The sequence below is a fragment of the Bacillus sp. Marseille-Q1617 genome, assembly GCF_903645295.1.
Taxonomy (GTDB): Bacteria; Bacillota; Bacilli; order Bacillales; family Bacillaceae_B; genus Rossellomorea.
In genome coordinates this window covers 346,810-367,982 of sequence record NZ_CAHJXM010000003.1, presented here as the reverse complement: position 1 = coordinate 367,982, position 21,173 = coordinate 346,810, and the positions used below count along the sequence as shown (strand labels likewise).

General features: G+C 43.2%; 17 protein-coding genes. 1 reads left to right on the top strand and 16 read right to left on the bottom strand.

From position 1 onward, the window contains the following. Positions 1 to 221: 221 nt before the first annotated feature. The 8 genes from HWX64_RS19090 to HWX64_RS19055 all read right to left on the bottom strand — a co-directional run bounded on the left by HWX64_RS19090 (position 222) and on the right by HWX64_RS19055 (position 10,689). Positions 222 to 1,622: a dihydrolipoamide acetyltransferase family protein gene (locus HWX64_RS19090; protein ID WP_175991102.1), complete on the bottom strand. Its 1,401-nt coding sequence runs from the start codon at positions 1,620 to 1,622 to the stop codon at positions 222 to 224. 42 nt (positions 1,623 to 1,664) lie between these two features. Continuing rightward, positions 1,665 to 2,648, bottom strand: coding sequence for an alpha-ketoacid dehydrogenase subunit beta (locus HWX64_RS19085; protein WP_175991101.1), 984 nt, complete (start codon positions 2,646 to 2,648; stop codon positions 1,665 to 1,667). 13 nt (positions 2,649 to 2,661) lie between these two features. Then, positions 2,662 to 3,660, bottom strand: a complete 999-nt coding sequence (locus tag HWX64_RS19080; RefSeq protein ID WP_175991100.1) for a thiamine pyrophosphate-dependent dehydrogenase E1 component subunit alpha — start codon at positions 3,658 to 3,660, stop codon at positions 2,662 to 2,664. A gap of 73 nt (positions 3,661 to 3,733) precedes the next feature. Then, positions 3,734 to 5,158, bottom strand: a complete 1,425-nt coding sequence (lpdA, locus tag HWX64_RS19075) for a dihydrolipoyl dehydrogenase (RefSeq protein WP_175991099.1) — start codon at positions 5,156 to 5,158, stop codon at positions 3,734 to 3,736. Between the two features lie 19 nt (positions 5,159 to 5,177). Then, on the bottom strand, positions 5,178 to 6,284 hold the full coding sequence (gene buk, locus HWX64_RS19070; RefSeq protein ID WP_175991098.1) for a butyrate kinase: 1,107 nt from the start codon (positions 6,282 to 6,284) through the stop codon (positions 5,178 to 5,180). Between the two features lie 145 nt (positions 6,285 to 6,429). Beyond that, positions 6,430 to 7,527 (bottom strand): branched-chain amino acid dehydrogenase, encoded by a 1,098-nt coding sequence (bcd, locus tag HWX64_RS19065; RefSeq protein WP_175991097.1) that lies wholly within the window; start codon positions 7,525 to 7,527, stop codon positions 6,430 to 6,432. A 50-nt stretch (positions 7,528 to 7,577) separates the two neighbouring features. Next, positions 7,578 to 8,486: a phosphate butyryltransferase gene (gene yqiS, locus HWX64_RS19060; protein ID WP_175991096.1), complete on the bottom strand. Its 909-nt coding sequence runs from the start codon at positions 8,484 to 8,486 to the stop codon at positions 7,578 to 7,580. A gap of 136 nt (positions 8,487 to 8,622) precedes the next feature. Next, complete coding sequence (locus HWX64_RS19055; protein ID WP_175991095.1) at positions 8,623 to 10,689, bottom strand: sigma 54-interacting transcriptional regulator; 2,067 nt, start codon at positions 10,687 to 10,689, stop codon at positions 8,623 to 8,625. Between the two features lie 137 nt (positions 10,690 to 10,826). Here HWX64_RS19055 and HWX64_RS19050 point away from each other — a divergent pair, with 137 nt between their 5' ends. Further along, entirely contained in the window at positions 10,827 to 11,066 is a 240-nt protein-coding gene (locus HWX64_RS19050) for a DUF2627 domain-containing protein (RefSeq protein ID WP_175991094.1), read from the top strand. Positions 11,067 to 11,095: 29 nt separating this feature from the next. Here the strand turns inward: HWX64_RS19050 and HWX64_RS19045 are convergent, their stop codons facing one another. The 8 genes from HWX64_RS19045 to HWX64_RS19010 form a co-directional block, all read right to left on the bottom strand. Then, a complete protein-coding gene (locus HWX64_RS19045) occupies positions 11,096 to 11,824 on the bottom strand; it encodes a glycerophosphodiester phosphodiesterase (RefSeq protein WP_175991093.1) in 729 nt (242 codons plus the stop codon). 152 nt (positions 11,825 to 11,976) lie between these two features. Beyond that, on the bottom strand, positions 11,977 to 12,756 hold the full coding sequence (gene spo0A, locus HWX64_RS19040; RefSeq protein ID WP_175991092.1) for a sporulation transcription factor Spo0A: 780 nt from the start codon (positions 12,754 to 12,756) through the stop codon (positions 11,977 to 11,979). Between the two features lie 420 nt (positions 12,757 to 13,176). Further along, positions 13,177 to 14,466, bottom strand: a complete 1,290-nt coding sequence (spoIVB, locus tag HWX64_RS19035; RefSeq protein ID WP_175991091.1) for a SpoIVB peptidase — start codon at positions 14,464 to 14,466, stop codon at positions 13,177 to 13,179. A 123-nt stretch (positions 14,467 to 14,589) separates the two neighbouring features. Beyond that, a complete protein-coding gene (gene recN, locus HWX64_RS19030; RefSeq protein ID WP_175991090.1) occupies positions 14,590 to 16,296 on the bottom strand; it encodes a DNA repair protein RecN in 1,707 nt (568 codons plus the stop codon). A 194-nt stretch (positions 16,297 to 16,490) separates the two neighbouring features. Beyond that, entirely contained in the window at positions 16,491 to 16,940 is a 450-nt protein-coding gene (argR, locus tag HWX64_RS19025) for a transcriptional regulator AhrC/ArgR (protein WP_175991599.1), read from the bottom strand. Positions 16,941 to 17,601: 661 nt separating this feature from the next. Next, positions 17,602 to 18,420: a TlyA family RNA methyltransferase gene (locus tag HWX64_RS19020; protein ID WP_175991089.1), complete on the bottom strand. Its 819-nt coding sequence runs from the start codon at positions 18,418 to 18,420 to the stop codon at positions 17,602 to 17,604. Between the two features lie 7 nt (positions 18,421 to 18,427). Further along, entirely contained in the window at positions 18,428 to 20,320 is a 1,893-nt protein-coding gene (gene dxs, locus HWX64_RS19015; protein ID WP_175991088.1) for a 1-deoxy-D-xylulose-5-phosphate synthase, read from the bottom strand. A gap of 21 nt (positions 20,321 to 20,341) precedes the next feature. Next, the gene (locus HWX64_RS19010; RefSeq protein WP_175991087.1) at positions 20,342 to 20,962 is read right to left on the bottom strand and encodes a hypothetical protein; all 621 of its coding nucleotides are present in this window, start codon (positions 20,960 to 20,962) and stop codon (positions 20,342 to 20,344) included. Positions 20,963 to 21,173: the final 211 nt, after the last annotated feature.

Sequence of the window (21,173 nt, the reverse complement as noted above, 5' to 3'; positions counted from 1 at the left end):
CATAAAAATCAGTCGCAAAAAAAGTACTACGTGAATATGTAATGTTCATGGAAGATTATTCTTCTGGGAATAAACCGTCGTTTTATCCCGGGATTTCCAGGAAAAACCAACTCAAATAAGGAAAAAATAACCATTTGATAAAAACAAAAAAAGGACTAACCGCTTAGGTTAGTCCTTTTATCGATGTCGTTTTACCTTATCTGCAAGGTAAGATCCTATTATTAATATACAGAAGTGGTTTCTTTAGAAGTATTCTCCAAAATTTCTTTGATTCGCTGCAGGAATCTGCCGCAAACCAGGCCGTCAAGTACACGATGATCGAGTGACATACACAAATTCACCATATCACGGACGGCAATCATCCCATTATTCATGACAACAGGACGCTTGACGATTGATTCAACCTGAAGGATTGCAGCCTGCGGATAGTTGATAATACCCATTGATTGGACAGAGCCGAAAGACCCTGTGTTATTCACCGTAAAGGTTCCGCCCTGCATATCTTCCGACTTCAGCTTGCCGCTTCGTACTTTACCGGCAAGGTCCGTGATTTCACGAGCAATGCCTTTGATTGTTTTTTCATCTGCATTTTTGATGACAGGAACGAATAAAGCATCATCCGTGGCAACAGCGATCGAGATATTGATGTCTTTCTTCTGGATGATTTTATCCCCTGCCCACATGGAATTGATTTGCGGGAATTCCTTAAGGGCTTGTGATACAGCTTTCACGAAGAAAGCGAAGAATGTCAGGTTAAACCCTTCACGTTGTTTGAATTCTGTCTTGAGTGAATTTCTGTATTCTACAAGGTTTGTAACATCGACTTCCATCATTGTCCAAGCGTGAGGAGCTTCGTGCTTGCTTCTCACCATATTGGAAGCGATCGCCTTTCTAACCCCAGTCACAGGGATTTCGATATCCCCTGGCATAACCGGTACATTCGGTGCAGGTGCTGCCTGCTTCTGAGCTGCAGCCGGTTGTGCCTGTTCTTTTACAGGTGCAGGTGCTGCTTCCGCTGGTTGTGATGCAGGTGCATCTCCAGCTTTAGGGATATTGCCTGACTCGATGATCTTCTTAAGATCTTTTCTAGTGATACGGCCGTCGTTACCGGTACCTTCCACCTGATTCAAGTCGATATCATGTTCTTGAGAAAGCTTAAGTACAGCCGGGGAATATCTTGCTTTATTTCCGGCTTCTTTCTTCGCTGGCTGCGATGGTTTCGCAGCTGGCTGCGATGGTTTCGCAGCTGGCTGCGATGGTTTCGCAGCTGGCTGCGATGGTTTCGCAGCTTGCTGAGAGGATTTCGCAGCTGCCTGTGAAGATTCTGCAGTTTCCTTTTTCTCTTCTTTGGGTGCTTCCTCAGAAGGAGCAGAACCGGCCCCTTCCACTTCGATTGAGCAGATAATTTCGCCGACTTCCAATGTGTCCCCTTCTTCAGCGATCAGTTCTTTGATCGTCCCAGTAAAAGAAGATGGAACTTCAGCATTCACTTTATCCGTCTGCACTTCTGCAATCGGATCATATTTATTTACAGTATCACCGGGCGATACCAGCCATTTACTAATTGTACCTTCCGTAACACTTTCCCCTAACTGCGGCATCTTCATATTTTCTATACCCATGAGGAACCCTCCTAACGTTTTGCATTCAGTGTGTTTGATGGATTAAAATTCTGCCAGCTCACGCATAGCTTTTTCTACTTTGTCCGGGTTGATCATAAAGTATTTTTCCATTGTAGGTGCATAAGGCATTGCAGGAACATCAGGTCCGGCAAGACGCTTGATTGGAGCATCAAGTTCGAATAAGCAATGTTCTGCAATGATTGCCGAAACCTCACCCATGATGCTTCCTTCTTTATTATCTTCAGTAACCAGCAGTACTTTGCCCGTTTTAGAAGCTGCTTCGATGATGGCTTCCTTATCTAATGGATAAATCGTTCTTAAATCAAGAATATGGGCTTCGATTCCATCCTGGGCGAGCTTTTCTGCTGCTTGGAGAGCGAAGTGGACGGATAATCCGTATGTGATGACAGTAATATCTTCACCTTCCCGTTTCACGTCCGCTTTCCCGATTGGCAGGGTGTAATCATCTTCAGGTACTTCACCTTTGATTAAGCGGTATGCACGTTTATGCTCAAAGAATAGTACCGGATCTTCATCACGGATAGCCGCTTTCAGCAAACCTTTAACGTCGTAAGGAGTAGATGGCATCACGATTTTCAATCCTGGCTGATTGGCAAATACAGCTTCTACCGATTGAGAGTGATAGAGGGCCCCGTGAACACCGCCCCCGTAAGGAGCACGGATGACCATCGGGCAGCTCCAGTCGTTATTTGAACGGTAACGAATACGTGCCGCTTCAGAAATGATCTGGTTCACGGCAGGCATGATGAAATCTGCAAACTGCATTTCAGCGATCGGTCTCATGCCGTACATTGCAGCACCGATCCCGACACCTGCGATTGCTGATTCAGCCAGGGGGGTATCGATGACACGCTCTTCCCCGAATTGGTCATATAATCCGTGAGTCGCTTTGAATACTCCGCCTTTTTTTCCGACATCCTCACCAAGAACGAATACTTTTTCATCTCGTTCCATTTCTTCTCTAATTGCCATTGTTACTGCATCAATGTATGAAATTACTGGCATAATCTATTCCCCCTTACTTCTCTTCTGCGTACACATACTTCATTGCTGATTCAGGCTCAGCATATGGAGCGTTTTCTGCATAGTCTGTTGCTTCGTTCACTTGCTTCATAACACGATCGTTGATTTCTTTTTCAAGCTCATCATCCATCACGCCGGTTTCTTTCAAGTAAGCACCAAATGTAATGATCGGGTCGTTCGTTTTCGCTTTTGCCACTTCATCCGGAGAACGATAGCTTCGATCATCATCGTCTGAAGAGTGAGGAGTCAAGCGGTATGAAACCGTTTCGATCAGAGTAGGACCTTCCCCGCGGCGGCCGCGGTCTGCTGCTTCTTTAACAGCCTTGTATACTTCCAGAGGATCATTTCCATCAACCGTGTATCCAGGCATTCCGTACCCGATAGCACGATCTGATACATTTTCACATGCCAATTGCTTCTCAATTGGAACAGAGATTGCGTATTTATTGTTTTCACACATAAAGATAACCGGAAGCTTATGTACCCCTGCGAAGTTAGCACCTTCATGGAAGTCACCCTGGTTTGAAGAACCTTCACCGAACGTTACGAAAGTGACAAGGTCTTTCTTTTCCATTTTCCCTGCAAGTGCAATTCCTACTGCGTGCGGGACCTGAGTTGTAACAGGTGAAGACCCGGTTACGATGTTATTTTTCTTTTGACCGAAGTGACCAGGCATCTGGCGTCCGCCTGAGTTTGGATCTTCAGCTTTGGCAAATCCAGAAAGCATCAATTCCTGAGCCGTCATGCCGAATGTCAGCACAACACCCATATCACGGTAGTATGGAAGGACATAGTCCTTTTCTTTATCCAGTGCGAAGGCTGCCCCGATTTGTGCAGCTTCCTGACCCTGACATGAGATGACGAATGGGATTTTACCAGAGCGGTTCAATAACCACATACGCTCATCAATTTTTCTAGCAAGTAGCATCGTTTCATACATTTCTAATACTTTTTCATTAGAGAGACCTAATTCTTCATGACGATTCTCTGCCATATTTATTTACCTCCTGCGGGTTAAAGTCTTAATAAGGGGGAATGATTCCCCCTTCTGAATAAGTTGAAATTTATTATGAATGGATCGCTTTTCCATCCACTGCAAGTGCAGCTTCCCCGATCGCTTCAGACAGGGATGGGTGCGGGTGGATGGTATGACCGATTTCCCATGGTGTGGCATCCAGCACACGTGCAAGTCCTGCTTCAGAAATCATATCGGTTACATGAGGACCGATCATGTGTACGCCGAGGATGTCGTCAGTATCCTTATCAGCAATGATCTTAACGAAACCATCAGATTCACCGTATACCAGTGCCTTCCCGATGGCCCTGAAACTGAATTTTCCTACCTTGAGTTCAAAGCCTTTTTCCTTCGCCTCTTGTTCGGTCATGCCTACGCTGGCAATTTCCGGGTTGCTGTATATACACTTAGAAATAAGTGAGTAATCAATGGGACCAGGGTTTTCATTTGCCATGTGCTCGACTGCTGTAATACCCTCATGAGAAGCAACATGGGCCAATTGAAGACCGCCGATGACATCACCGATAGCGTAGATATGAGATTCTTTCGTTTGGAAGTAATCATTTACTTCAACAAAGCCTTTTTCTATTTTGATGTCGGTGTTTTCCAGGCCTATTCCTTCTACATTTGCCTGCCTGCCCACAGAGACAAGAATTTTTTCAGCAGTGAATGACTTCTCTTCGCCCTTATGTTCAGCATTGATCGTTACATTTCCGTCACCTTTTTGCAGGGATTCCGGAAGTACCTTTGCACCTGTTACGATTTTCACGCCTTTTTTCTTCATCAAACGCTGCATTTCTTTAGAAATTTCATGGTCTTCCGTCGGTACGATTTTGTCAGCATACTCTACCACTGTCACTTCAACGTCAAAGTCGGATAACATGGAAGCCCACTCGATTCCGATCACACCGCCGCCGACAATGATGATCGACTTCGGCAGCTGTTCAAGTGACAGCGCTTCATCTGAAGATAATACATAGTCTCCGTCGATATCCAGACCCGGCAGCGAGCGGGGACGTGAACCTGTTGCTACAATGACGTTTTTCGGAATCAGCATTTCATTCTCTTCACCGTTATTCATCTCGACTGAAATCGTACCAGGCATCGGAGAGAAAATAGAAGGGCCCAAAATACGGCCGATTCCTTCAAATACATCGATTTTCCCTTGTTTCATTAAATGCTGAACGCCTTTATGAAGCTGTTCGACGATTCCGTCCTTACGGGATTGAACTTTTTCAAAATCAAGCTCTACACCGTTGATCTTAACACCGAAGCTGTCACTGTGCTTTGCCGTTGCATAAACCTCAGCGCTTCTTAAAAGAGCCTTACTCGGAATGCACCCTCTGTGGAGGCAAGTTCCTCCCAGCTTCCCTTTTTCAACGATTGCTGTCTTTAAACCTAATTGTGATGCGCGGATAGCGGCAACATAACCGCCTGTTCCTCCGCCCAGAATGACTAAATCATATTCTTGTGCCAATGCTGCATCCTCCTCAATCTTATACTGTCGCTTCTTTTTTTACCGTTCCTGGATAAACCTTATAGCTTTCTTCCTCTTTCAGTACTCTGAGTGCCCCTTCAGCCAATGCCTGCAGTTCATTCTCTCCTGGATGGATAATGACATCCGCTATCCAATTGATGCGTTCTTGAATCGCTTTGACGAATTCTTTACCATATGCGAGTCCGCCTGTTAAGACGATCGCATCAACCTTACCATTCAGTACCGCACTTGCAGAGCCGATTTCCTTAGCAATTTGATAAGCCATGGCATCGTATACTTTTTTCGCTTTTTCATCACCGTTTTCAATCATTTTCTCTACTTTTACAGCATCACTAGTGCCGAGATACCCAACCAGTCCACCTTGACCGACCAGCTTTTTCATGATCTCGTCCCGATAATAATCTCCTGAGAAACATAGATCGACCAGATCTCCTGCAGGTACCGTACCCGCTCTTTCAGGACTGAATGGACCGTCTCCATGCAAACCATTGTTTACATCGATCACTTTTCCATTTTGATGAGTTCCGACAGTGATACCACCGCCCATATGAGTGATGATTAAGTTAAGTTCGTCGTATTTTTTTCCTAATTGCTTTGCGACTCTTCTTGCTACAGCTTTTTGGTTTAACGCATGGAAGATACTTTTTCTTTCAATCAAAGAGAAACCGGATATCCTTGCCAACGGCTGAAGCTCGTCCACTACGACAGGATCAACGATATAAGAAGGGATATTCAGTCCTGATGCAATTTCAAAAGCCAATATGCCCCCTAGATTGGAAGCGTGTTGACCTGAAAAACCGTCCCTGAGATCTTTAAGCATTTCATCGTTAACCAAATATGTCCCGCCTTCAATCGGTCGTAACAACCCTCCGCGGCCGCAGACCGCACTTAATTTGCTGATGTTGATGCCTTCTTCATCCAGCGTTTGCAGAATCGTATTTTTACGGAATTCATACTGATCGATGATATTCGGGAATTCGTTTATTTGATCTGTATCATGACGGATCGTTTTTTCAAAAATGGATCGATCATTATCGAAAACACCAATCTTCGTTGATGTCGATCCTGGATTTATGACTAATATTCGATGTTTCGTTTCCTGCACTGCTGTTACCTCCATTTGGGTAGCTGTAATGTGTTGTTCTGTATTGAAATTTCCCCCTATGATAGATAACCCCTTGTTCCCATCTATATCCTGTTACCAGGTAAGAAACGCTTCACTTCAAAAGAAGTCAAGCGTTCTGTATTTATTATCCGCGTCTGCTTAAAATGTGTTGCCCGTTTTGCAAGAATTGGCTTCTTGAACGGCGCATTTTTTCAATTCTTTCTTCCGCCATTTTGTCTGCAGCAACATAAGTAGGTACGTTATCACGCTTCGCAATTTCAATTACACGCTCAACGTTGTTGTAAACCTGTTCTACCTTTTTCATTGCTCTTTCACTGTTATAACCGTATAGTTCGTCTGCTACATTGATTACGCCCCCGGCGTTGATGACATAGTCCGGAGCATAAACGATGCCCATCTCATGGATAGCATCTCCATGGCGGGTTTCTTTTAATTGGTTATTAGCAGCCCCGGCAATTACTTTCGCCTTGATTTGAGAGATTGTTTCATCATTGATGATGGCTCCCAGTGCACATGGAGCGAAAATATCACAATCAACACTGTAAATTTCTGAAGGATCAACTGCTTTAGCACCGAAGTCGTTTACGGCGCGGTCTACCGACTCTTTATGAATATCCGTAACGATGAGGTTTGCGCCTTCTTCATGAAGATGCTTACACATGTTGTACGCTACGTTACCTACACCTTGAACCGCGATTGTCTTACCTTCAAGTGAATCTGTGCCGAACGCCGCTTTAGCAGCAGCCTTCATCCCGCGGTATACACCGTATGCTGTTACAGGAGAAGGGTTTCCTGATGATCCGAATGCCGGAGAAATACCTGTAACGTAATCTGTTTCCTCGTGGATAAGGTCCATATCAGCCACAGTGGTACCTACATCTTCAGCTGTGATGTAGCGGCCATTCAACCCTTGGATATAACGTCCGAATGCACGGAACATTTCTTCATTTTTGTCCTTGCGCGGATCACCGATGATCACTGTTTTCCCTCCGCCAAGGTTAAGGCCTGCAGCAGCATTTTTGTATGTCATTCCTCTTGCTAAGCGAAGAGCGTCTTCAATCGCCGCTTCTTCTGACTCATATGTCCACATGCGTGTCCCGCCAAGTGCAGGTCCAAGAGTGGTATCATGAATCGCAATGATCGCTTTTAATCCAGATACTTCGTCTTGACAGAATACTAATTGCTCATAATCGTATTTTTCCATATAGCTAAAAATTTTCATTTATAATTCCTCCCCAGGATCTTTTAAATAAATTTTTCACATCGGGTATTTCAATTATTTGAAGCAGAGCATATTGCCAGTGCAAGTGAATATAATTTACTTTCGGCACTGTCCGCTCTGGATGTTAACACAATCGGTGCTTTTGCCCCTGCAATCACTGCCCCTACTTTTGCTTTGGCAAAGTAAATGAGTGATTTATATAATGCATTGCCCGTTTCAATATTAGGGACGAGTAATATATCTGCTTGTCCAGCTACTTCGCTTTGAATCCCTTTATGTCCTGCTGCATGATGCGAGATGGCATTATCAAGAGCCAGCGGACCATCCACCACACAACCTTTAATTTGTCCTCTTTTATTCATCATCGTTAGAGAGGCAGCATCAATGGTCGCCTGCATCGCCGGATTCACCACTTCCACTGCAGCAAGCGGCGCTACTTTAGGCAGTGAAACACCTATTGAAGATGCAACGCTGACTGCATTTTCGATGATTTGAGTCTTTTGATTCAAATCAGGAGTGATATTCATTGCGGCATCTGTCACAAACACCAATTTATCGAAGCCAGATATTTCAAAAGCCGCTACATGCGAAAGCACATTTCCAGTACGAAGGCCCCATTCTTTATTCAATACAGCCTTCAAAATGACTGCTGTAGGGACATTACCTTTCATCAAAGCACCTGCTTCGTTTTCTCTGACAGCTTTCACAGCCAATTCAGCTGCTTTCAGAGGGGAAGGTGCATGTTTGATTTTCACAGCATCGCTGGACTTCAAATGCGGCACACTCTCTTCTATTATGGCTTCAATCTTTTCTTTGTCACCAAATAGAATAAATTCTGCCATATCCCTGTCTACTGCCATACCGACAGCCCCAAGTACTTCTTTATCTTCTGCTGCCGCAACAGCAACAACAGAATGTTCTTGTTGGGTTGCTTTTTCCACTAAAGACTGTAGATTCATGAATGTATGTTTCAACCCCTTCAAAAAAATATTGTTCCCACTTTAAATACATGCAAGAAGCGTGCCAACTTTCCAATCCTTGAAAACGCTTTATTTTACACTGTATTACCGTGCAATTTATTTCACACCATGCAATTTATTTCATGCTATTTATTTCAATGTTATATTTTTCAAGCTTGTAATACAAATTTCTGACTGAAACATTCAACTTTTTTGCAGCAGCTGTTTTGTTACCATTATTCTGCTCTAAAACTTCTTGAATTATCTTTTTTTCATATTTTTCAAGCTGAGAATTTAAATCCAGCGCATCAGTGAGCGGGGCGGACGTTTTACCGGCTTCTTCTTTCAACGTCCTTTCCAGCGGAGGCAGGTGATGCAAGTCTATGGTCATTTCATTATATTTCATAAAGATCATCGCCCGGCCAAGAACATTCTCAAGTTCTCTCACATTTCCAGGCCAGTGATAATCCATCAGCCTGTTTACAGCACTTTCAGTAATTCCTTCAACATTTCTACCATAGTCCTGATTAAGCTTAGCAATCAAACTTTCAGTAATAAGTGGAATGTCACTCTTACGATTCCTGAGCGGCGGGATTTGAATCGGCATCCGGTTCAGCCGGTAATACAGATCTTCCCTGAAGGATCCGTCAGCAATTCCTTTTTCTAAATTGACATTTGTTGCAGCTATAACCCGCACATTGATACTTATTGATTTCGTTCCTCCGACTCTAACGATTTCATTTTCCTGCAGCACCCTTAATAATTTCGCCTGGGTATTGGCACTGAGTTCACCGATTTCATCCAGAAAGATACTGCCTTTATCAGCTTCTTCAAATAACCCCCGTTTACCTCCGCGCTTCGCACCTGAAAATGCCCCTTCTTCATATCCAAATAATTCACTTTCAAGCAAATTTTCAGATAGGGCGGCACAGTTTACACGCAGAAACTTGTTGAATTTGCGGTCACTTGCATTATGTATCGCGTGTGCAAATAGTTCCTTTCCCGTTCCCGACTCCCCTCTCAATAAGACCGTCGCCGGGGTTTTGGCTCCCAGTTTCGCTTGTTCAACGGCAATCTGCATCTCTTCAGATTCCCCGATGATATCCTCAAACATATATTTGGCTTCAAGGGTGCGAATGATCCTCCTGGCCCTGTCCAACTCCTGAGTCAGGGACTGAATCTCCGACATGTCGTGAATGACCCCGACACTTCCTTTCAACTTACCGTTCACTATGATGGGAGCGACATTCACGATAACTTCTTTACGTTTTGGACCCACTCTCATTTTCGTACCACGGATCGCCCTTCTTGTCTGGAGTACTTTCAGATGGATACTCTCACCTTCTGAAATATCAGCGGTGGCAGGCTTTCCTATGACCTCATCGCGGGTCAGCCCGGTAATTCTTGTATATGCAGGATTGATCATGATCCCTTTTCCTTCTTCATCAACCACCGAAATGGCATCATCACTTGAATGTATGATAGCTTCAAGCATGGTTTGGATTTCTTTCAGATTTGTTATTTCTTCCGCAAGATTCACGACTTCTGTAATATCCTTGAAGACAGTGAACGCTCCTATTATCTCATCATTTTCCGTAATCATCGGTATACGGTTGGAAATGATTTTTAACCCATTCTCCAATACCACTTCCTGATTGATTTCGGTACGTCTGGTTTCAAGGGTCGTGGTGAGTTTACTTTCAGGAATCACATCATTGATATGCTTTCCGATGACATGTTCACTGCTTATTCCTATCATACGTTCAGCACTTTTATTGAACAGCATGACAATCCCTTTTGAATCTATACCGACCATTCCATCGTCAGTGGAATTAAAAATCAAATCCCTTTTAAATGACTCACTCGTCAATTGGTGAATGAGATCTTCTTTTTCTTCCAGGAGTTTAGATATAAGAAATGCGACGCTGCCTGGGATGAGAACAGTGTTTTTCCCTCTTACTTCTCTAACGTCTTCAAAGACTTGTCGATCCCCAGTGACTTCAATCACGATATCAACAGAATCATTCAGGAAATCTCTCCAGTCGCTTCCGTATGGGATACCCCACTCCTTTGCCAGACGAAGTCCCAACGCATCTTTGTTCAGATCTGTTATAGCGACCACTTTCATCAAGGAGACTTCATGGAGGATTTTTAATATGGCGGTTCCGCCTTTGCCTCCCCCGATGATTAGAACTTTTTGCAATTTCTTTCACCTCATTACAGGATATCTGCAATTTTTTTCATATCCATGTTTATTTTACAACAATGTTGAACAGCTTGACAATTTTCAAGATGAAGTTAGAATTTTTAGTAGTGAGGAAAAAAGGAGATATGTCCATAATGGTACGTATTATTGCATTGATTATCATGCTGATTCCCGGTGCATTGGCAGCACTGGGTATCAAGTTAATGAGAGATATGCTTTTTGGCATTCTGCAGCCTCCCATTCCGTTTTTGGGACTGCAATTTATTATAGGGTTAGTTTTCTTTTTAGCAGGTCTTGGCTTCATCGCAGGATTTGTATTGCACCGTGACAGGAAACGAAACAAAGTGCAGGATCGTTTCAACAATAAAAGCTAGCGTTATTTATAACGCTAGCTTTTTTTACATTAGAGGTCTGCTCTCATGTTGATTGCCTTTTCAGGATAATCGGTCACTATGGCAGAGCAGCCGATATTGAACAGACGATTCAGCTGATTTTCTTTATTGACGGTATAGGGCCTGACTGCAATTCCATTTTTCATCGACTCTGATATGATCTCATCTGAAGCCACTTTCTGGTTTGGATGAATCGCCTTCGCTCCGAGAGATTTTGCATAGACCCAAGGCATATATAGACCAGTGGAGTATAATGGTGCAATTTCTATCGACGGATCCAGGCGTCTGCAAGCCACGATGGAATAGTGATTGAAAGAAGAAATGACAACACGGTTTGAATAGTCATATTTGCTGATCAACTGAATGACCTTCTCTTCGAGTCCCTGATAGTCCATGATGCTGTTTTTCAGTTCAATATTACATATAAGGCTGTTATCCTTCATCCAATCAAATACCTCATTAAGTGTCGGGATTCTTTGTTTATTGAAGAATTTCTTTTTAAAGGTATAATTCGCATGTAATTTTCTAAGGTCCCTTAAGTGATAATCTTTTATGTATCCCTTACCATTAGTGGTCCGGTCAACCGTTTCATCATGGATGACCACGATTTCACCATCCTTGGTCAATTGAACATCGAGTTCAATGCCGTCTGCCCCCACTCTCTCCGCTTCCATAAAAGCATCCATTGTATTTTCAGGATGAGTTCCCGCTGAGCCCCTGTGTGCAAATATCAACGTCACGCTCGTCACTTCCCGTGTTAGTTTTATTTTCTTATTTACCCTTTTTCCTTTTATTATATGTCCAGCAAATTCGCAAAGAAATAAAAAACCCAATAAATCATGGATTCATCGGGTTCATTACTATTAAAGATGCAGTATGATTACTTACCCTTTCAAGAAGCCTTGTGCTCAAGTCTCAGTTTATCTGCCACCATCGCAATAAACTCACTATTGGTCGGCTTCGCTTTGGACATGCTTACAGTATAACCGAACAATGAGGAAATCGAATCTATATTTCCGCGGCTCCAGGCGACTTCAATGGCATGGCGGATCGCACGTTCAACACGGGATGCGGTTGTATTGTACTTCTTTGCAATATCAGGATAAAGAACTTTTGTGATGGAACCAAGCAGCTCGATATCGTTATATACCATAGAAATGGCTTCTCTCAAGTAAAGGTAACCTTTAATATGTGCAGGGACCCCGATTTCATGGATGATGCTTGTGATGCTTGCATCTAAGTTTCTAGGTTTTGATTCTGTAGTTAATCTGGATGAGGAATGTTTTTTAATGATCGGATTTGATTTTCCGCTCACTTGCCTGATATGACTGACGAGATTTTCCATATCAAAAGGCTTCAGGATAAAATAGGACGCACCAAGGTCGACAGCCTTTTTCGTTACATCTTCCTGACCGAATGCCGTAAGCATGATGACATTGGGAATTTTCTTCTTTTCGCGAAGACGCTCAAGTACAGCGAGACCGTCCAAATGAGGCATGATTATATCGAGCACTAATACATCCGGATCCACTTCTTCCATTAAGTCCAGGCACTCCTGACCATTATGGGCGATTCCCACCACTTCCATATCGTCCTGTGAAGCAATGTAGTCTTCCAGTAAGGAAGTTAATTCCCGGTTATCATCCACGACACATACTTTAATTGATTTCACTACAGGTTTCCTCCTCGAATCCATTTTAATTCATGTGTATATTTTCATGTCTATATTTTTATTCTAAATTACTTTTTCGACAATGCAACCAAAAATCCTTTTATTTTTTAAAAAATACCAAAAAATATATTATTTTCTCTCATTTACTTTGTTTTCCTTTATTTTTCGACCTCTTTCGCTATTCGCTTGAGCTTTTGTCGAATAATCTTTATTTTATCAATTTTTTGGAGTTCTTACAAATGCTTGTATCGAATGTTAAATCCCTTAAATCACCGATGTTCATTTCCATACAAGACTTCGCTTTCCGCGGATGGACGTAAGCCTTCTTGGTCGCATACTATCTGCGGGTTCCTTGGTATAATAAAAAAAGAACCCTCTAAAGCACCGTTTGTACCGGCACTATATAAGGGTTTGAAAAAGTTAACTTGCTCTTTCATGGTTTTGTTTATAGATATCGATTCCCGCTTCGCTCAGCATCCATTCGATATGGACACCATATCCGCTTGTTGGGTCGTTGACGAATACATGCGTGACTGCACCGATCAGCCTGCCATTTTGAATAATCGGACTGCCGCTCATCCCTTGCACAATCCCACCGGTTTTTTCTAATAACTCAGGGTCAGTGACTTTGATGACCATCCCTTTAGTGGCAGGAAATTTTTGAGGAATCGTACTCACAATTTCAACACCGTATTTCTCCACTTTATTTCCATCCACAACCGTAAGGATCTCTGCAGGACCTTCTTTTACCTGATGTGACAGCGCAATCTTCATCGGCTTATCCAAAATATCATTTTCAACCGATTGATTGAGCTCCCCGAAGATTCCAAATGGGCTATTCCGCGTAATATTTCCGATTACATTTCTGTCTGCCGAAAAACGAGCAAGTTTCTCTCCCGGCTTCCCTCCGCTGCCTTTCTCAATGGAAGTTACCTCGGAATGAACGATTTCACCGTCTTCCACCACAATCGGCTTTTTCGTATCCATATCTGAAATTACATGTCCAAGTGCTCCATATTTCTTGGAGAGAGGATCAAAAAATGTCATCGTTCCGATCCCGGCTGCAGAATCGCGGATATACAATCCGAGTTTATATGCGTCCTCCCCTTTTTCTTTCAGGGGCAGCAGCGACGTTTTTACAATTTCATCTTCACGTTTAATAACAACTTCCATACTTTTGGCATCTTCTCCAGCTTTTTGAACAAAAGGAGCAACATCTGCAAGCTGTTCAATTTTCTTGCCGTTAATTTCAGTGATCATATCCCCAACCTGGATACCGGCCTTTTCACCGGGAGATACTTTACCTTCTGCTGTGTCGACTAAATGGTGGCCTACCACCAGCACCCCAACAGTATTTAATTTGACTCCAATTGATTGACCGCCTGGGATGACTTTGAAATCCTTCAGTACTTCCACATTGACTTTCTTGATCGGAAGACCGGCCAACTCAAGCACGACTTCATCTTTTCCAACCGATTTTCCCTGGATGGACAGAAGTCCTTTTTCTTCGCCGACTTGTACATTCTTATTGGTAAACGAACTCATAGCAGTAACGGATGCTGTCTTGGGGAGAGCAACTTGATCCCCTTCCATTACTCTGATCGAATTCGGTATATTGACTAATTGTTGAACAGGTTCATAAAAACCAAAAAAACAAAGCGAAACAAGGAGAATTCCACCTATATATTTCCTTAAACAGTCTAAACTCACTATTTTCACTCTCCTCGCTTCAAATGCACAATCACTTACTTGGCTACAGTTTTAATTTTGCCTTTAAAAGCTGTATTTATAACTGGTAATAAAGAAAAAAAGCTACCCTGTATGGATAGCTTCTCATGTCTCTTTTATGGAACTTGCCAATTGCAGCAGCTCTTTTGCATGCTCTTGTGTCAAATCGGTGATTTCCACACCCGAAATCATCCGGGAAATTTCTTTTACCTTTTCGTCTTCTTCCAAACGCTTGACAGATGTGCTCGTGCGCCCTTTAATCAGTTTTTTGGATATAAACAAATGACTGTCAGCCATTGCAGCCACTTGCGGTAAATGGGAGATACACATCACCTGTGAATGGATTGCAACCTGGTAAATCTTTTCGGCAATGGCCTGGGCCACCCTTCCGCTTACACCGGTATCCACTTCGTCAAAGATAATGGATGTGATTCCTTGATGTTTCGAAAAAATCGTCTTAAGCGCAAGCATGATTCTTGAAAGCTCTCCTCCTGAAGCAACCTTGGATAGCGGCTTCAGCGGCTCGCCAGGGTTGGTGGAAATATAAAATTCCACCTGATCCCATCCATCCTTTTTAAAATGGGAAAAGGAGAAAGGTTCTTCATCTTTTCCGCTGAAGCGCACTTCAAATTTTGTTTTATCCATATAGAGCTGCTTTAACTGTTCATGAATGCTCACAGTTAATTTCTTTGCCCATTTCTTCCTGGATTGAGTCAGGTTTTTTGCTTCTATGGTTAAGTCTTTCTCAAGGGACTGCAATTTATTTTGAAGTTCTGCGATATGTGAATCCTTATTCAAGATCGTCTCGATTTCTTCTTCGATCTTGGAACCATATGCAAGAATCTCCTCTACTGAAGTGCCGTATTTCCTCTTCAATCCATTTATCTCATTCAATCTGGTTTCGATGAGGTCTAAGCGATCAGGCTCAAATTCCAGCTGATCCAACTCTCCGCTTATTTGGTGAACAGCATCTTCCAATACATAAAAGGCATTCGTTACCGCCTCGAGCGTTTTTTTATGCTGTGCGTCTAGGTCTGCAGCGGTTTCCAGGTGACTCATAGCCAAGCCTGTCCAATCCAGGCCTTTCCCTTCACCCTGGATACTGTTATAAGAAGTTTGAAGGGCTTCATATAATTTCTCGAAATTCATCAGTTTCCGTTTCTCATCAAGCAGCTCTTCGTCCTCTTTCAGCTTTAAATCGGCTTCCTGAATTTCTTTCAATTGAAACGTAATAAGATCCAATCGATGTGCCATCTCTTGTTCATTTTCATTCATCCTGGTCAATTGCTTGTGTATGGTGCTGTATTCTTTATAGATTTCCCGATAAGAGACTAAATTAGCATGTATTTCTTTACCCCCGAATTGATCGAGAAGGGATAAGTGCAGATGTTCATTCATCAATTCCTGATGCTCATGCTGACCATGTATATCAATCAGCGCACCGCCGATTTCCCTCATGATGGCAATTGTGACTAACTTGCCGTTTACTCTGCAGACACTTTTTCCGCTATTGGATATTTCACGCCTGAGAACGATCATTCCTTCTTCAATCTCAATTCCGAAACTTGAAGCTTTTTCATAACAAGGATGCGCATCATCATCAAGAATAAATAAACCTTCTATCTCTGCTTTTTTCTCTCCATGCCGAACATACTCAGCAGATCCCCTTCCTCCCACAAGAAGATGGATTGCGTCGATGATGATGGATTTACCTGCACCTGTTTCTCCTGACAGCACAGTGAGTCCCTCTTCAAACGAGAGGGCCAAAGAGTCGATGATGGCAAAATTTTTAATGGATAATTCCTGTAACAAGAAACATTCACCTCAGTTAATAAGGTCTTTATTTTTATTTGTCTTCCTGTAAAAATGTGGTTTATGAATTTCTAACCTTTTTTCCACTTTTGTAAACAATATTTCTTTTTAAAAGTGGAAAAGCGGGTGAAATCGATTTCACCCGTCTCATAAAGAATGATTTTGATTCAGTTTCAATGCAACGAAACTGCAGCCTATAACATTTCGAGAAAGCGTTCTGTGATGACCTTCGTTTCGTCTTCTGTTCTGCAAATGATCAAGCATGTGTCATCCCCGCAAATCGTACCAAGGATTTCTTCCCAGTCCAGATTATCAATAAGGGCACCGATGGCATTCGCATTACCAGGCAGAGTCTTCATAACAAGCATGTGGCCTGCAGTGTCAATCTTGACAAATGCATCCGTCAGGGTTCTTTTCAATTTTTGAAGAGGATTGAACCGCTGATCCGCTGGGAGGCTGTATTTATATCTCCCATCCATCAATGGCACTTTGACTAAATGCAATTCTTTGATATCCCTTGACACCGTGGCCTGTGTCACATTGAAGCCTGCGTTCTTAAGGCTGTCAACCAGCTCATCCTGTGTTTCCACATCTCTATTTGTAATGATTTCTCTTATTTTTATATGTCTTTGTCCCTTGTTCATCATAGAACTCACACCTCTTACCTAGAATTAAACCTGTATATTTATACCTCTACGCTTATAGTAGCCTATTTAAAGGATAAGTACAACAGAAAAGCGGAGGCGGCTTTGCTCAGAGGCGGGTGGCATAAGCCAAAGCGGACAGGAAGGCGCTTTTTGCCTTCTTGGCCGCTTTGGCTTATGACATGTGCCTCTAAGCCCCGGAGCTGGACAATGAAAAGCGGAGGCGGCTCGCTCAGCCCCGACAAGCATAAGATGAATGGGCCTAGAAGGCGGCCTTTTGCCTTCTAGGACCATTTAGCTTATGACCTCGAGGGGCTAGCCGCCGGAGCTGGACAGTGAAAAGCGGAGGCGGCTTTGCTCAGAGGCGGGTGGCATAAGCCCCGGAGCTGGACAATGAAAGCGGAGGCGGCCACAAGCTTACATACCGCTGTTGGTTTACGTGCAAGACTTCGCTTTCCGCGGGCGGGCGGTGAGCCTCCTCGACGTTCCGTCTGCGGGGTCTCTCCTGCACCGCTTTTCCCACAGGAGTCTTCGCCTTGCACTCCAACCAACAGCTAGATAGACTTTACAATCAAGCATACCTATTATTCAGATAGAAAACGAAACAAAAAAATACAGACTGCCCTCTTCAGGGCAGTCTGCTCTTTCATTGATTATTAGCTTAAAACTGACTATGTGCCTCTTCAATAACTTGTTGAGGAGTGATGGTGAGAAGTGATTTCCCTTCACTTTCTTTTCCAGTCCAGCGGATATGGATAAGGAATTCTATGTTGCCGTCCCCGCCGGTAATAGGGGAATATGACAACCCATGGATGTCATATCCTTCTTTCACAGCAAGGTCCATGATTTTATCAATAACAGCGTTATGAACTTTGGGATCGCGGACGATCCCTTTCTTGCCGACTTGTTCTTTACCCGCTTCGAATTGAGGTTTAATCAGTGCGATGCAATCTCCACCCGGAACCAGGAGTGTTTTTAGGACCGGCAGAATTAATGAAAGTGAAATGAATGAAACATCAATCGATGCAAATGAGGGCATGTCACCCGGTAAATCAGCGGGGGTGACATATCGGAAATTGGTTCTTTCCATTACCACAACCCTTTCATCCTGTCTTAACTTCCAGGCTAACTGGTTGTAGCCGACATCGATGGCATAGGACATTTTTGCACCATTTTGAAGGGCGCAGTCAGTAAATCCGCCTGTCGAAGATCCGATATCGATCATGACTTTATCTTCAACCTCAATATCAAACACCTTCAACGCCTTTTCAAGCTTCAGTCCGCCCCGGCTCACATATGGCATCATTTTACCCTTGATTGTAAGCTGGGCATCTTCACTTACTTTTTCACCTGGTTTGTCCAGCCTCTCCTCATTTGAATAGACAAGCCCTGCCATGATTGCTCTTTTTGCTTTTTCTCTTGTATCAATAAGTCCTCTTTCAACCAAGAGTACGTCTACACGTTGTTTTTTTGACTTCATATATTAGTTAAGCCCTTTTTTGTTTTTTTGGAGTGATTGTCAGGATTCGATCCATGATATTTTCTTTCGTCATACCGATCTCGTTTAACAATTCTTTGACGCTTCCGTGCTCGATGAAATAATCAGGGATTCCGATTCTTTCGATTACCGCATTCCGGTAGCCGTTTTCCTGGACATATTCAAGCACAGAACTGCCGAATCCGCCTTGCAGGACAGCTTCTTCAACCGTCAGGACCGGAATGTCTTCATCAAAGATTGATTTCAGCATCTCTTCATCCATCGGTTTGATGAATCTAGCGTTGATTACACGGACTGAAACTCCTTGGTCTTCCAGTTCATTGGCTGCTTCAAGTGCCATCGGTATTGTAGTGCCGAAAGTAAGGACTGCGACGTCATTGCCCTCTTTCAACACTTCCCATTTCCCGATCGGGATGGTTTTCAACTCCTGATCCATGGGAACCCCATATCCGTTTCCTCTTGGATATCTTAATGCAATCGGACCGTCATCATAATTCATTGCCGTATTGACCAGGTGCTGGCCTTCATTTTCATCTTTCGGCATCATGATGACGATATTAGGCAGATGTCTCAAGAAGGCGATATCGAATACACCTTGGTGTGTTTCTCCATCAGCCCCGACCAGCCCTGCTCGGTCGATTCCGATGAAAACATTCAGGTTTTGACGGCAGATATCGTGAACGACCTGATCATATGCCCTTTGCAGGAAAGTAGAATAAATGGCCAAAAATGGCTTCATATTCTGAGTCGCAAGACCTGCAGCCACTGTTGTTGCATGCTGTTCTGCAATACCTACATCAAACATCCGCTCAGGAAATTCTTCAGCAAATCCTAAAAGTTTTGATCCGACAGGCATTGCCGGAGTGATGGCAACTACACGATCATCTTCTCTCGCGATCTTTCTCACCGTTTCACTCACCAGACCGCTCCAGGAAGGGGGTGCATTGACCGGTTTAATAATATCACCGGTATCGATTTTATAAGGTCCGGTACCATGCCAGTCTCCTTTTTTGTCAGACTCGGCAGGATGGAATCCCTTTCCTTTTTTCGTGATGACGTGGAGCAGTACAGGTCCTTTCGTCTTCTTGGCATACTGGATGTTTTCATCCAGCTCCTCAAAGTCATGACCGTCAATCGGGCCTAGATAAGTAAATCCAAGTTCTTCGAAGAACATGCCGGATACAAACAGATACTTCAGGCTGTCCTTCACCCGTTCCGCCGTACTTGCAAGTTTCCCGCCGACTGCAGGGATACGTTTAAGGATATACTCGAGTTCATCTTTAACCCAATTGTATTTACCGGCAGTGCGCAGCCTTCCAAGCACACTATGAAGGGCTCCTACATTAGGGGCAATCGACATTTCATTATCATTCAGGACTACGATCATATCTTTCTTTTCATGCCCGATATGGTTCAATGCCTCCAAAGCCATTCCGCCTGTCAATGCCCCGTCCCCGATTACAGGTATGATGAATGATTTCTCTTTTTTCACATCACGCGCAATCGCCATTCCCATAGCTGCAGAGAGAGAGGTTGAACTATGGCCGGTTTCCCAGACATCATGCTCGCTTTCATTTCTCTTCGGAAAACCGCACAACCCTTTATATTGCCTTAACGAATCAAACTGACACGCACGCCCTGTTAATATCTTATGTACATAAGATTGATGGCCTACATCCCAAATGATTTTATCAACGGGGCTGTTAAAATGTTTATGAAGGGAAACAGTCAGTTCCACGACACCCAAGTTTGGACCAATATGACCTCCAGTTTTCGATAAATTCTCAATTAAAAACTGGCGTATCTCTTGACTGAGCTCTTCTAATTGCTCTTTACTCATGTTTTTCAAAAAAGAAGGCTCCTTTATTGATAGTAAATCCATTGGGTCCACTCACTTTCATGACTATATATTTTGTTTCTCGATTTTGCGCTTTTTCTTTTTTTGATCTTTTTTATCTTTAATCAGAACAATATGGAACCGATCTTCTATAAATTGAAGCACGGTGCCAACTCTAAATATTATATCCTTTGAATACGTAATCGCAAACGTTTTCCCAAGAGCTTTGCCGCCAACGGTCAGAGAGGCGATGATACTTGTCAATGTAACACTGACTATATATTCCTTGATCGATCCGCCTTCCAGCTGGAAGGAAACCGCTAATTGAATGATGACGATGGCGGAGGCTGTACCGCTTATGATTCCTGAGATATCCCCGATTACATCATTACAGAAACTTGCAAATCGATCCGCATTCCTTACGATCTTGATCGAATATTTCGCACCGTATACTTTCTTGGCTGCCATTGCATGAAAAGGGGTTTCATCAGCAGCAGTGGAAGCAATCCCCAACATGTCAAAGAAGATCCCGATGCATACGATGATGAGCACTACGAATAACCCCGTACCCCAGGCCACACCGTTTAATACCATATTGGATGTAACTGAAAAAATAGCCGCTAACACGAATGTGATAACGGCAATACTGACACTCCATTTTATTGAGTTTTTCAATGTATCATTCATTATCGTCTACACACACCGTTTCTACTGTGTAAAATATTCATTCGAATTCTATGTAATTGGATGGTCATATATAGGGTAAAAATTGCAGCTTAGGTCCAGTAGGTTTTCCCAATCAGGTACCGGATGTTGCCATACCGGCGGTTTCCCTTTAAACCCGACTTAGCCGCGTCACCACAAGCTAGACTGGATTACCACTTAGTCCGCACTATAA

Coding starts and splice junctions, on each gene's coding strand:
- HWX64_RS19090 (WP_175991102.1), bottom strand. CDS start 1,622: ATGGGTATAGAAAATATGAAGATGCCGCAGTTAGGGGAAAGTGTTACG.
- HWX64_RS19085 (WP_175991101.1), bottom strand. CDS start 2,648: ATGCCAGTAATTTCATACATTGATGCAGTAACAATGGCAATTAGAGAA.
- HWX64_RS19080 (WP_175991100.1), bottom strand. CDS start 3,660: ATGGCAGAGAATCGTCATGAAGAATTAGGTCTCTCTAATGAAAAAGTA.
- bcd (WP_175991097.1), bottom strand. CDS start 7,527: ATGAAAATTTTTAGCTATATGGAAAAATACGATTATGAGCAATTAGTA.
- yqiS (WP_175991096.1), bottom strand. CDS start 8,486: ATGAATCTACAGTCTTTAGTGGAAAAAGCAACCCAACAAGAACATTCT.
- HWX64_RS19050 (WP_175991094.1), top strand. CDS start 10,827: ATGGTACGTATTATTGCATTGATTATCATGCTGATTCCCGGTGCATTG.
- argR (WP_175991599.1), bottom strand. CDS start 16,940: ATGAACAAGGGACAAAGACATATAAAAATAAGAGAAATCATTACAAAT.
- HWX64_RS19020 (WP_175991089.1), bottom strand. CDS start 18,420: ATGAAGTCAAAAAAACAACGTGTAGACGTACTCTTGGTTGAAAGAGGA.
- dxs (WP_175991088.1), bottom strand. CDS start 20,320: ATGGATTTACTATCAATAAAGGAGCCTTCTTTTTTGAAAAACATGAGT.
- HWX64_RS19010 (WP_175991087.1), bottom strand. CDS start 20,962: ATGAATGATACATTGAAAAACTCAATAAAATGGAGTGTCAGTATTGCC.